Genomic DNA, 12444 nt, shown 5'->3' with positions numbered 1-12444 from the left:
CCTCTTTACGGCGTATATCCGAATATACGACATGGTCAAGACCATCCGCGTCTCCGAGGAGTACCACGAGTGGCTCTCGGCGCACAAGCGGGCCGACGAGACGATGGAGGAGACGCTCCGGCGGATGACCCGCGGGCCGAACCCCGACGACGTGGCGGGGCTGCTGACGAGCGAGGAGGCCGAGCGGGCGAAGGCGGCCGTCGACGACCTGCGCGGGCGCGACGGCGACCGCTTCGCCGCCGCGCGAGCGGCCTTCGAGGACGACGACGGATGATCCTCGACTCCTCGTACCTGTTCGACCTGATGGCCGAGGACCCCGACGCCTTCGAGAAGGGACGCGAACTCGTCGGACGGGGGGAGATGCAGTGGCTACCGGTACCAGTGGTCGCGGAGACGTACTACGGCGTCACGACGGCCCGCAGCGATACGACCGAAGCAGAAGTCCGCAACCGGCTGCTGGGCTACCCACGGATCGACGTCGACGAGGAGGTGGCGCGCACGGCAGGCGAACTGCTCGCGGCAGCCGACGACGAAGCCGGGGCTCCGACGGGGATCGGCAGCAACGACGCATATATTGCGGCAATGGCGGAAATCCTCGACGACGCCGTCCTCACCGACAATGTGGACGACTTCGAGACGCTCGGCGTCCCGGTCGAGACGTACTGATAGTGATTACTGTGAACAGTGGGCCGCCGCCGGGGACCCGCCGGCAGCTCGCGGGCCGTTAGAACGGGAACCGATCCCGGACCGACTGATAGGCGAGTCGCCCGAGTAGCTCCGCCGGACCGCGCCTGGGCGACTCGCGGGCCACTTCGACTCGGCCCGGCGGCTCCGCCCCGCCGACGCCGATCTCCCAGCCGGTCTCGTCGGCGAACCGCTCGACGGCCACCTCCGCCCGCTCGCGGACGGCCTCGGGATCCATCGTCACGACCGCGCCGTCATCGAGCACGAACTCCCCGTCGACCAGGACGGTCTCCACGTCGGCGGGGCCGGCGTTGTTCACGACCTGCGCCGGGACGTTCCTCAGCGGCGTGAACTTCGGTTCGTCCACGTCGAGGACGACCAGGTCCGCCCGTTTCCCGGGTTCGAGACTGCCGATCTCCGCTCCAACGTTCAGCGCACTCGCACCCTCGGCCGTGAGCATCCGCACCAGCTCCATCGAGTGGAACTGACCCGTTCCGCGCTTCAGGTTCGCCGCGAGGCGGGCCTGCCTAGCCTCGCCGAACAGATCGTACGAGTCGTGCCAGTAGTGGTCGTCGATGCCGATGCCCACGTCGACCCCCGCCGAGCGCAGTTCCGGCACCGGTGTCCACTGCACGTCGGGATCGGGGTTCCAGTAGCAGAAGATCGACGGGCAATGCCCGACGCCGGCGCCCGCTTGCGCGGTCCGCCGGACGTCCTCGTCGTCGGCCATCCGGTAGTGAGCGCCGAATAGCCGGTCGTCCAGCAGGCCGACTTCCTCTAGAAGTGCCAGGGAGTCGTCGGCGCCGTTCGACCGGGCCATCACGTCGCTCTCCTCGAGTTCGAGCAGATGCGTGTGGACGAGCAGATCGGGGTGCTCCCCAGCCAGGTCGGCGGTCCGCTCCCAGAGGTCGCGGGTACATGACCAGTCGTCGTGGGGGGAGATCGTCGCGCGTATCCTGCCTCCGAATGTACCGTGGTGCTCGTCGATGAACGCGCGGGCCCGTTCGAACTGCTCGTCGACGGGCCGGTCCCAGAACAGGTCCGACAGGGCCGGCCCGAAGAAGCCGCGCAGGCCAGCCTCGCCGAACGTCTCGGCGCCCGCTGCCGGCGCCACGTCCATCGAGTTGACCGTCGTCACGCCGCCGCGCAGGAAGTTGAGCGCCGCGAGCTCGTAGCCCGCCTCCGCGAGGTAGTCGTACTCGCCGTCGGCGAACCCGGCGTAGATGGCGGTCATACTGCCCATCATCTCCAGCAGGTCCAGATCGCTGAACGCCCCGATCAACGGTGTCAGCTCCAGATGCGTGTGCGCGTTGACCAGACCGGGCATCACGAGCCGGCCGTCGCCGTCGATCACGCGGTCGGCGTCGAGGTCGGTGTCCCCCTCGCGCGAGGACCGGACCTCGGTAATCTCGCCGTCGCAGACGATCAGTGTCCCGCCGTCGTAGATCCGGTTGTCGTCGTCGACGGTGAGCAGGAGGGCGTCGTGGATCACTACGTCTGCCGCCATGCGTGGCCGGTTCGCCCGGCGGGATCTTCAGCGTGTCCGTTCAGTCCGTGGCGTCAGGCTCTGTGTTCCAGCGTCACCTCGACGGGACCGTCCGGATGAACGGTCGACCCGACTGCCACCGCGATGTCGTCGGGAACGTCGACGATCCGACACCGCTTCGCGACGGTCGCCAGCGCGAGTCGCAGTTCCATGCGCGCGAAGCGCATCCCGATGCAGTGGCGCGGGCCGCCGCCGAACGGGAAGTACGCGTACTCCGGGCGGTCGCCGGGCGGGTCGTCGACATCGTCCCACCGGCTCGGGTCGAATTCGAGCGGGTCCGCCCACCACCGCTCGTCGGTGTGGACGTGGAACTGCGGGAGCGTGAGGAACGTGTCAGCGGGGATGCGGTAGCCGTCGACGGTGACCGGTTCGTCGGTCTCCCGGAAGATGGCCGCCGCGGGCGGGTACCGCCGCAGCGTCTCCCGGAGGACCTGCTCGGTGTAGGTCAGGTCAGGCAGGTCCGCGAGGGTCGCACGGTCCCCCTCGAGGACGCCGTCGACCTCCGCGTGCAGGCGTTCGGCGATGTCCGGATTCCGGCCGAGTTCCGCGAGCGCCCACGTGAGCGCGGTCGCGGTCGTCTCGTGGCCCGCGAACAGGAAGGTGACGAGCTGGCTGCGGATCTCCGACTCGTCCAGGTCGCCGTCGCTGCCCATCTCGACGAGCAGCGACAGCAGGTCCTCGCGGTCGGAGTCGGGGTCGCGCTCGGCGAGCAACTCGTCGATCACCGCGTCGAGCCGCTCGATCCCCCGCTCGTAGCGGCGGTTCGCGGGCGTCGGGACCCACTGGGGGATCTCGGTGGCGACCGGGTTCTGGCTGGTGCGTTCGAGGATGGCCTCGGCGCCCGCTCGCACCGCGTCGCGGTACTCGTCGGCGTCGATCCCGAACAGCGTCTTCCCGAGCACCCGGAGCGTGTACGCCGAGGTCGCCTCCGACAGTTCGACGCCGTCGGCGGCTGCCCACTCGTCGGCCGCGGCGGCCGCGTAGGTCGCCATCGTCTCGGCGTAGGTCTCGACGCGCTCGCGGTAGAACAGCGGTTGCAGGCCCGTACGCTGGCGGCGCCACTGCTCGCCGTCCGAGAGGAGCAGTCCGTCGGCGAGGGCGTCGACGCCGCCCGCGAGGTCGGGTTTCCGGAAGCGGTCGAAGTCGTCGACGAGCACCTGCTCGATGCCGTCGGGGTGGAGGACCGTCGCCATGTCGTACGTGCCCATCGAGAACCGCACCACGTCGCCGTGGCTCGCCAGGTCCGCGTAGAAGTCGTAGGGGTCGCGGGCGAACGCGACCGCGCTCCCGACCAGCGGCACGCCCGAGCGCTTCGGTGCGAGCGGCGCGTCTCCCGTCGTCCGGCTCATGTCCGGTCCTCGAACCGTCGACCCCATCGGCGTTGTCGCGGGGATACTCGGTGGTTTAAGTGCGCACGAGGTGTGCGGGGAAGCCGACACGTTCGGGGCGGACACCGCGTACATCCCAACGTACTTGCCGCTCACGGCGGAGGATCCGACCGATGACCGAGCGCGCCGACACCGGTCCCGATCAGGGACAGAGTCGCATCTCCGAGCGGGCACGGGCGGTCGAACCCCAGGGGATCCGCGAGATGTTCGACCTGGCCGCCGAACAGGACGGCGACCTCGTCCACCTGGAGTTCGGCGAGCCGGACTTCGACACGCCCGCCCACGTCGTCGAGGCCGCTCACGAGGCGGCGACCGCCGGCCGGACGAACTACACCGCCAACGCCGGGATCGCGGATCTCAGGGGCGCCGTCGCCGACCACCTCACGGACGACGGCGGGCCGAGACCCGACCCTGGATCGGAGGTCGTCGTCACGACCGGTGGCGTCGAGGCGCTGCACCTGGCGATCCACGCGGTCGCCGATCCCGGCGACGAGGTAGTGGTGCCGACGCCGGCGTGGCCCAACCCCGTCTCGCAGGCGAAACTCGCCGACGCCAGGCCGGTCGAGGTGCCGATGCCCGCCGAGAACGGGTTCGCGCCCGACCCGGAACGGATCGTCGACGCGATCGGTCCCGACACCGCGGTCGTTCTCCTCACCTCGCCGTCGAACCCGACGGGGCGGGTGTTCCCCGAGTCGGCGGTCGAGCGCGTCGTCAGGGCGGCCGGCGACCACGACGCCTTCGTCCTCGCCGACGAGGTGTACCGCCAGCTGACCTACGCGGAGCGGCCGCCCCGGACCGCGGCCGTTGCCGACCGCATCGACCGCGAGTCGTGGGTGCTCACCGTCGGCTCCGTCTCGAAGGCCTACGCGATGACCGGCTGGCGGGTCGGCTGGCTCGCCGGCCCCCCGGATGTGGTCGGCCAGGTGACGAAGATCCGCGAGCACACCACCTCCTGTGTCAACACGCCCGCCCAGTACGCCGCCCTCGCCGCGCTGACCGGCCCGCGCGAGCCCGTCGACGAGATGCGCGAAGCCTTCGCCGAGCGGCGGGCGTACGTCCTCGACCGGACCGAGGAGATCCCGAGAGTCTCGGTCGCCCCGCCCGAGGGCGCGTTCTATGCCTTCGTCGACGTGAGTGCGCTGTCCGGGTCAGACACCGAAATCGCGGAGCGACTGCTCACCGACCACGGCGTCGTGACCGCGCCGGGCTCGGCGTTCGGCGCCGGCGGCGAGGGCCACCTCCGCCTGAGCTTCGCGAACGGGCTCGACCGGCTGGAGGCGGGCCTGGACCGCTTCGAGGCGATGGTCGAGGCCGACCGTTCGCCCCGGTGATCGCGACCGCAGTTCTCTAATTACCTTCGAGCGAACCAGTCGCTACCGCGACACCAGTCCGAGCCGAGCGCCGACCCCATCCGGCTCATCCATCCGGCAGTCGTCGCGTATACGATGAAATACACTGTATCCAGGGCCGTGGCGGGTTCGAATCTCGAGGAGTCGTCTGTGATGATCCACGTGAACACGGTCTTCTTGAGTGTGTGGCCCGATACTACGACGTGGGGACGAGCCGTTCGACACGAGTCAGCCCCGTGTCCGATCTCGTCCCATTTTGACGCGCCCCGCTCCCGAGCCGTCCCGTTTTTCGAGCGGAGCGATGGCGTTAACTTGCGAGCCCGATATCGCCCGCTATGGACCCCGAGGACAACAGGCGGGGGTGGGCCGACCGCTCGGAGAAGTACTCCCCGGAGTACTACGCCGAGATCGGCCCCAACGAGGTGAGCGAGACGATCGCCGACGCGTTCGACTACTACCTCGACGACGGGGCGGCGATCCTCGAGGTCGGCTGCGGCTCCGGCCGCCACCTCGCCCACCTCCGCGACCGCGGCTTCGAGAACCTCGCCGGGATCGACATCAACGCCGACTCCTTCGACGTGATGGCCGACCGCTACCCCCGGCTGGCGGAGACGGGCGACTTCCGGACCGGCGCGGTCGAGGACCTGCTCCCGGAGTACGACGACGGGGCCTTCGACGCCGTCTTCTCGGTCGAGACGCTCCAGCACATCCACCCCGACGACGAGTGGGTGTTCGCGGAGCTGACGCGGATCACGGCCGACCTGCTGGTCACCGCCGAGAACGAGGGCAACAGTCCCCAGCGCGGCCGCGGCGAAGCCGAGGTCAGCCGCGTCGACGACGAGTTCCCCCTCTTCCACCGCGACTGGAAGGCGGTGTTCACCGACCTCGGCTGCGCACAGTTGCTCTCCGAACCCACCAGTCGCGACACCATCCGCGTCTTCCGCGTGTCGTCGGCGACCCGCCGCTGACGAACGCGCGGTCGGGTTCGCCGGCAACTCGGCGATTGTGAAGTGAACGTGACCGCGGGGACCGTCAGGCCAGCCGGAAGGTTTCGAGGTTCTTCGGCGCGACGGTCCGCATGTTGAACTTCTCGTAGAGCGCCGACGAGAGCTGGTCGGTCGACGATTCGTCGCCGTGGACACAGAGGACCGTCTCCGGGCGGGGGTTCATCGTCTGGACGAACGTCTCCAGCCCCTGGCGGTCGGCGTGACCGGAGAAGCCGTCGACCGTCTCGACGCCCATGTTCAGGGGGACCCGGTCGGCACCGCGGCCCGACGTGTCGTTCAGCGAGATCTCGTCGCGACCCTGCTGGATCTGGCGGCCGAGCGTCCCCTCGGCCTGGTAGCCGACGAACACCAGCGTGTTGTCGGGCTCGCCGCCCAGCAGGCGCAGCCAGGACATCACGGGACCGCCGGTGATCATCCCCGAAGTGGTCAGCACGATGGCGGGCTCGTCGTCGGCGATGTCCCGGCGCATCTCGTCGCCGCCGTCGACCTGGTGGAACTGCTCGGCGAGGAACGGATTGTCGTCCTCGTAGAGGATCCGGTCGCGGAGCCGCTCGCGGAGGTGGTCCGGATAGGCGGCGTGGATCGCCGTCGCCTCGCGGATCATCCCGTCGAGGTAGACGGGCATCGTCGGGATCCGGCCCTCCCGCATCGCCTCCTCGAGCACGAGCATGAGCTCCTGCGAGCGGCCGACTGCGAACGCCGGGACCAGGATCTTGCCGCCCTTCGCGTGGGCCTCGTTGATGACCGTCTCGAGCTTGCGCTCGGAGTCCTCCTGGTCGGTCTGGTAGTCGTCGCGGCCGCCGTAGGTCGACTCCAGGATCAGGGTCTCGACCCGCGGGAAGTCGTTGACGGCGCCGTCGAGCAGGCGCGTGTCCCGGTAGTGGATGTCCCCGGAGAAGGCGACGTTGTAGAACCCCTCGCCGACGTGGAAGTGCGAGACGGCCGACCCGAGGATGTGGCCGGCGTTGTGCATCGTCAGCTTCACGTCGGGCGCGATGTCGGTGACGTTGCCGTACTCGACGGGGATGGTGTGTTTGAGCGCCTTCCGGACCATCGAGCTGTCGTACGGCGGCGTCCGCCCCTCCTTCGAGGCCACGTCGAGGTAGTCGAGCTGGAGCAGGCCCATCAGGTCGCGGGTCGGCTCGGTCGTGTAGATGGGCCCGTCGTAGCCGTACTTGAACAGGATCGGGATGAGCGCCGAGTGGTCGAGGTGGGCGTGGGTGAGCACGACCGCGTCGATGGAGTCGGGGCCCGCTGCGAGCGCCTCCGGCGCCTGGAGATAGGGAACCTCGCCCTCGGCGCCGGGCTTGTCGCCGCAGTCGATGAGCACGCGGGTCTCCGGCGTCGACAGGAGGAACGAGGCCCGGCCGACCTCGCGACAGCAGCCCAGCGTGGTGACGCGGACCCACTGCTCGTCGGCCGTCGGCTGGCGGTGGATCTGGCGGCCGACCTCCTCGAGGATGTCCCGGCGGTCGTCGCGCTCCTGCTTGAGGAAGTTGCGGACGTTCGAGACCGTCGAGGACTCGATGGGCGGCGTGCGGACCACCTCGGGCGTCCAGCCGACCGCGGCCCGGATCTCGTCGAGCGTCTCGCCGTGGCGGCCGATGACCATGCCCGGTTCCTCGGCCTCGATGAGCACCTCCCCGGTCGACCCGTCGAAGTCCAGCGACTGGACGCCGGCGTCGTCCGGGATCGTCTCGCGGATCACCCCCTCGGCCTCCCGCTCTGGCACGAGCGCCTCGGCGGTCGGCCGGACGGTGATGCGTTTCTTGAACGTGCTCGCCAGGTTCGGGACGAGCCGGTCGCGCTCGGCGAACGCCTCCACGTCGGGGGTGTAGACCACCAGGTCCGGCCCCTCGAACTGGACGCTGTCGATCGCGATGTCGTCAGGTGTCTCTTCGTCGACCCGTGCGCGAATCTCGTCGAGTGAATCGTGTGTCGTTTTCATGCGTTTCCTTCGGATCTGCGCGGACACGCCGCAAGAACCGCGGAAATCCCGACGGCTGTCGGGCTGATACCTAGACCAAGTTCGAGCGCGAGTAAGAATCTTCCCTTCCTGTCCGACGGCGGCCGACCCCGATATTTCGGCAGTGCGCCGGTGGTCGCCGCGCCAGCGAGCGCCGCCCGGCGCGGGAGCGGCTACGCCTCCGCCGGGTCGACGACCTCGTAGCTGAGGTTCTGGTCGCGGAGCTTGTCGGTGTGCGCCGAGACCAGTTCCGTCGACGCCAGCAGCAGGATGTCCAGCCCCTTCGCGGCGGCCTCCCGGACCGCGGCTGGGCTCCCGAACCGGATGTCGGGGTCGATCCCGGCCGCCTCGGCGACGGCGACGGCCTCGGCGCCCCCGACTGCCAGCAGGTCGTGGTCCCCGGCGAGTTCGACGACCCTGTCCGCGTCGACCGCCGAACTCCCGCCGTTCTGGACCTGCGGGACCGAGACGATCGTCACCGACCCGAGGTCGTAGTCGACCACGCCGTCGAAGTTCGTGATCCCCACGTCCTGGCCCGGTTCGGCGTCCGTCACCGCGACCGCGGTCGCGCTCCCGGCGTCGCCGGACATCGCCCGCAGGACGCCGTCGCGCATCGTTAGCGAGACGGTCTCGCCCTCGTCGACTTCGGTCGTGGCGATCGCCGTCTCGACCTCGACCTGCCCGATGACCTCCTCGGAGACGTGCTGGACGAAGTGGCGCAGCTCGTCGGTCTGGGAGATGAGCCAGTCGACGCCCTCCTTTGTCACCTCGTACCGGCCGCGTCCGTGTTTCTCGACGTACCCGTGCTCGACCAGGTCCTGGAGGTAGTCGCTGACCGCCTGGGCGGTGATCCCGATGGCGTCGGCGATCTCCTGCTGGTTGACCGCCGGCTGGCGCTCGGCGATCTCGACCAGGATCTGGTACCGGGTGGCGTTTCGCTTGCTCCGGAGCACCCCGAACTCCTCCGGGTCGGCCGCGTCGTTCGACATCGTCCCCACTCGGGCCCGGTAACTAAAGTAATTTTGCCCTAACTCCGCCGAGATTGGGGAAGACCGCCACTGACGACCGGTTTTTGCAACTTCACTTTTTCTAAAACAACCAAAATTGTTTTACGCCCCACGGTGGTTGTACTCGGCGATGGCACAGGTATCGCTGCCACACGACGCGAAGGCCGGCCCGACCAAGCGGGAGGTCAGGGCCGTGCTGCTCGACAGACTCGACCTCGGGCCGGCCGACCACTTCGCGGAGGTCGGTTCGTGTACCGGCGCCGTCACCGTCGAGGCGGCGCGACGCGCCGGCCGGGTCACCGCGCTCGAACGGAAGCCCGACCGGCTCGAGACCACCCGGAAGAACCTCGCCGCCAACGACGCGGCCGACGGCGTGACTCTCCGGGCGGCCGAAGCGCCCGAGGGGTTGCCCGACGACGCGGACGCCCTCTTTCTCGGCGGGAGCCGGAACTACGAGGCGGTCCTGGACCACGCGGTCGAGACCGGTGTCGACCGCGTCGTCATGAACGTCTCGCGGCTCGAAGTCGCGGGCGCAGCCACGGAGGCGTTCCGCGAGCGGGACCTGCTGGCGGAGGTCGTCCAGTTCCAGGTGAGCCACGGCTACGACCTGGCCGGCGCGACGAGTTTCGACGCGGACAACCCGGTGTACATGCTGGTCGGCGGCGTCGACGGCGAGGCGGTGGCCGCCGACGGCGGGTCGGTCGTCGACGGCGAGACGGCCGACGGGGGCGACCGATGACGCTCTACGGCGTCGGCCTCGGGCCGGGGGACGCCGACCTCGTGACCGTCCGCGGCCGCGAGGTGCTCGAATCGGCCGACGTGGTCTACTCGCCGGGGCGGCTCTCCCGGTCGGTCGCGACCGAACACGTCCCCGCCGAGCGGATCGGCGACCTCGACTTCCCGATGACCCGCGACGAGGACGAACTCCGGCGCGCCTGGAGGGCGGCGGCCGCCGAGATCGCGCCCCGCGCCCGCGGGGGCACCGCCGCCTTCGTCACGCTGGGCGACCCGAACGTCTACTCGACGTTCGGCCACCTCCGGCGGACGCTCGACGCCTTCCACCCGGAGGTGGCCGTCGAGACGGTCCCCGGGGTCAGCGCCGTCACCGCGTTCACGACGGCGCTGGGCGTCGAGGTGACGGCGGGCGCGAGCCTGGCGCTCCGGGAGGCCGCCCGCGGCGCCGCCCCGACCGGCCCGGACCGCATGGTCCTGTTCAAGGTGACCGACGCGCCGGCGACCCACGGGAAACTGGTCGACGCGGGCTACGACGTGGCCTTCGGCCGTCGCCTCTACATGGAGGAAGGCGAGACGGTCGTGACGGCGGACCCGGGCGAGGTCGACGACCGGGATTACTACACGCTCGCCTACGCGGAGAAGCGCGGCCTCGACGACGAGCCCGCGACCGCGGCGTTCGCCGACGCCGACGACTCGGCGGGCGAAGTTCGCACCGACGGCGGCGTGCCGGGCGGCGGCCTCGATCGGGACGACGCGAGCGGCGACGACCACCGGCCGGTCGAGCGGATGGAACTGGCCGAGGGCGAGTCCGGCGGCGACGGGTTCCCCGGAGAGGTGGGTCGGTGACCGACCCCCAGGCGGCCATCGACGCCGAGACGGCCCGGCGGGCCACCGAGCGCGACGCCCGCGTCGACGACCACAGCGCCGGCGACGAACAGGAGGGGATCCCGTTCATCGGCGCCGGGCCCGGCGATCCGGGGCTGCTGACGGTCACGGGCCGAGAACTCGTCGAGGAGGCGGACCTCGTGGTCCACGCGGGGTCGCTGGTCAACAGCGAACTCCTGGAGGCGTACTGCGACGACGCCGAGCAGGTCTCGTCCATCGGCAAGGACCTCGAGGAACTGGTCCCGCTGATGGCCGACGCCTACGAGGCCGGCCGCGACGTGGTGCGGCTCCACAGCGGCGACCCCGCTATCTACGGCGCGGCCGTCGAGCAGATGGACGCGCTGGAACACGAGGGCGTCCCGACCTACGTCGTCCCGGGCGTCACCTCGGCGTTCGCAGCCAGCGCGACGCTGCGGACGCAACTCACGCTCAACGGCGTGGCCAACCACGTCGCGTTCACCAGGCCCCAGGGCGAGACCCTGGACCCGGAGGACGACCACATCGGCGAGTTCGTCGGGATGGGCGACGTGACGACCTGCATCTACCTCGGCACCCACGCGGTCGAAGAGACGATGGACCGACTGCTCGACGCCGGCCACGACCCGGACACGCCCGTCGCGGTCGTCTACCACGCCTCCTGGCCCGACGAGGACGTGATCGAGGGTACCATCGCCACAATCGGCGACCGCCTCGACGAGGCCGGCTACCGCGCCTCGGCGATGGTCGTCGTCGGCGACGCCGCCCGGAAGGCCGGCTACGAGCGCTCGTATCTCTACGACGGCTGGGCGTCGAGCGATGGCGCGGACGGGAGCGGCGACGACACGACCCAGGAGGCCGACGACTGACAATGAGCACCGACACGAACGACACCGACACGACTGACGCGGACGCATCGAACGACGGGACGACCGGCTCTGACGGGTCGGGCGGGCACTGTTCGACCCCCGACTCCGACGGCGAAGTCGCCGAGGAGATCGCGGTCGTTTCCTTCGAGCGAAAGTGGGAGACTGCGGAGGCGATCGAGGCTGAACTCGGCGACCGCTACGACACTATCGACCTGATCGAGTACCACGGCGACGTGTTCGAGGAGTACTGGGGCGAGTACGACTGTTTCGTCGGGCTGATGGCCAGCGGCATCGCGATGCGCAAGACCGCGCCGCTGCTCGACGACAAGTGGGACGACCCCGCCATCGTCGTCATCGACGAGGAACTGACGTGGGCCATCCCGATCACCGGCGGCCACCACGGTGCCAACCAGGTCGCCGAGGACCTGGCGACGATGGGTGCGGTGCCGGCGATGACGACCGCCAGCGAGGCCGCCGACGAGCAGGGCGTCGAGAAGCAGGCCAAGGCGCTGGACGCCCACGTTGTCAACGGCGACTCGACCGTCGCGACCAACCTGGCCGTGCTGGACGGCGAACTGGGGCCGGTCGAACGGCTCGACGGCCCGAGGGCGGTCCTCGTCGACGACGACGTGACGGTGCTGAAGCGCAACCGGGACGCCGACGACGGCGGCGTCGTCCTCGGCACCGGCACGGTCTCGGGCGTCGACGCCGACCAGGTGGTCGACGCCTGGAAGCGCGCGCTCGCGGACCTCGACCTGACCGTCGCGGACGTGGCGTTCGTCGCGACGGGCACCCGCAAGGCGGGCGAGGACGGCCTCCACGAGGCGGCCGACCGGATCGGCGCGGGCCTCGTCGCCTTCGAGAAGGAGACGCTGGAGCGCTTCGAGGGCCCGTCGCCCTCGCGGTCGAAGGAGCTCATCGGCTGGCCGGGCATCGCCGAGGCCGCCGCCATCGCCGGCGGCCGCGACCACGAACTCGCCCGCGAGAAGGAGCGGTTCGACGACGCCGTGACCGTGGCGGTGGGGCGGTAGG

The 12444-nt window shown here is 70.2% G+C and carries 12 protein-coding genes; 8 read left to right on the top strand and 4 right to left on the bottom strand.

The window, feature by feature from the left end; all coding sequences use genetic code 11:
- The first annotated feature begins 31 nt into the window (after positions 1–31).
- Both ACMGFG_RS13340 and ACMGFG_RS13335 read left to right on the top strand, forming a co-directional pair.
- Complete coding sequence (locus tag ACMGFG_RS13340; protein ID WP_436912351.1) at positions 32–274, top strand: hypothetical protein; 243 nt, start codon at positions 32–34, stop codon at positions 272–274.
- On the top strand, positions 271–666 hold the full coding sequence (locus ACMGFG_RS13335; RefSeq protein ID WP_436930820.1) for a PIN domain-containing protein: 396 nt from the start codon (positions 271–273) through the stop codon (positions 664–666). Before ACMGFG_RS13340 ends, ACMGFG_RS13335 begins: the two co-directional genes overlap by 4 nt.
- A gap of 58 nt (positions 667–724) precedes the next feature.
- Here ACMGFG_RS13335 and ACMGFG_RS13330 read toward each other — a convergent pair whose 3' ends face one another.
- Entirely contained in the window at positions 725–2191 is a 1467-nt protein-coding gene (locus ACMGFG_RS13330) for an amidohydrolase family protein (protein ID WP_436930819.1), read from the bottom strand.
- 53 nt (positions 2192–2244) lie between these two features.
- Entirely contained in the window at positions 2245–3579 is a 1335-nt protein-coding gene (locus tag ACMGFG_RS13325) for a cytochrome P450 (RefSeq protein ID WP_436930818.1), read from the bottom strand.
- Between the two features lie 152 nt (positions 3580–3731).
- Here ACMGFG_RS13325 and ACMGFG_RS13320 point away from each other — a divergent pair, with 152 nt between their 5' ends.
- Positions 3732–4949 carry a pyridoxal phosphate-dependent aminotransferase gene (locus ACMGFG_RS13320; protein ID WP_436930817.1) on the top strand — a complete coding sequence of 406 codons (1218 nt, stop codon included), beginning with the start codon at positions 3732–3734 and terminating at the stop codon, positions 4947–4949.
- A gap of 353 nt (positions 4950–5302) precedes the next feature.
- Positions 5303–5935, top strand: a complete 633-nt coding sequence (locus ACMGFG_RS13315) for a class I SAM-dependent methyltransferase (RefSeq protein ID WP_436930816.1) — start codon at positions 5303–5305, stop codon at positions 5933–5935.
- Positions 5936–5999: 64 nt separating this feature from the next.
- Here ACMGFG_RS13315 and ACMGFG_RS13310 read toward each other — a convergent pair whose 3' ends face one another.
- Both ACMGFG_RS13310 and ACMGFG_RS13305 read right to left on the bottom strand, forming a co-directional pair.
- Entirely contained in the window at positions 6000–7922 is a 1923-nt protein-coding gene (locus tag ACMGFG_RS13310) for a beta-CASP ribonuclease aCPSF1 (protein ID WP_436930815.1), read from the bottom strand.
- Between the two features lie 191 nt (positions 7923–8113).
- Positions 8114–8929, bottom strand: coding sequence for a DUF7839 domain-containing protein (locus ACMGFG_RS13305; protein ID WP_436930814.1), 816 nt, complete (start codon positions 8927–8929; stop codon positions 8114–8116).
- Positions 8930–9077: 148 nt separating this feature from the next.
- Between ACMGFG_RS13305 and cbiT the strand changes: the two genes are divergently transcribed.
- The 4 genes from cbiT to cbiG are packed head-to-tail and all read left to right on the top strand — an operon-like array spanning position 9078 to position 12443.
- Positions 9078–9686, top strand: coding sequence for a precorrin-6Y C5,15-methyltransferase (decarboxylating) subunit CbiT (gene cbiT, locus ACMGFG_RS13300; protein WP_436930813.1), 609 nt, complete (start codon positions 9078–9080; stop codon positions 9684–9686).
- Positions 9683–10528 carry a cobalt-factor II C(20)-methyltransferase gene (locus tag ACMGFG_RS13295; protein ID WP_436930812.1) on the top strand — a complete coding sequence of 282 codons (846 nt, stop codon included), beginning with the start codon at positions 9683–9685 and terminating at the stop codon, positions 10526–10528. The genes cbiT and ACMGFG_RS13295 overlap by 4 nt, the downstream gene beginning before the upstream one ends.
- On the top strand, positions 10525–11412 hold the full coding sequence (locus ACMGFG_RS13290) for a cobalt-precorrin-4/precorrin-4 C(11)-methyltransferase (RefSeq protein WP_436930811.1): 888 nt from the start codon (positions 10525–10527) through the stop codon (positions 11410–11412). The genes ACMGFG_RS13295 and ACMGFG_RS13290 overlap by 4 nt, the downstream gene beginning before the upstream one ends.
- Positions 11413–11414: 2 nt before the next feature.
- A complete protein-coding gene (gene cbiG, locus ACMGFG_RS13285; RefSeq protein WP_436930810.1) occupies positions 11415–12443 on the top strand; it encodes a cobalt-precorrin 5A hydrolase in 1029 nt (342 codons plus the stop codon).
- The last annotated feature ends 1 nt before the right edge of the window (position 12444 follow it).

This window comes from Halosimplex halobium (assembly GCF_051414055.1).
In the GTDB taxonomy this organism is placed as follows: Archaea; Halobacteriota; Halobacteria; order Halobacteriales; family Haloarculaceae; genus Halosimplex; species Halosimplex halobium.
This window is presented reverse-complemented; position numbering and strand designations above follow the sequence as displayed.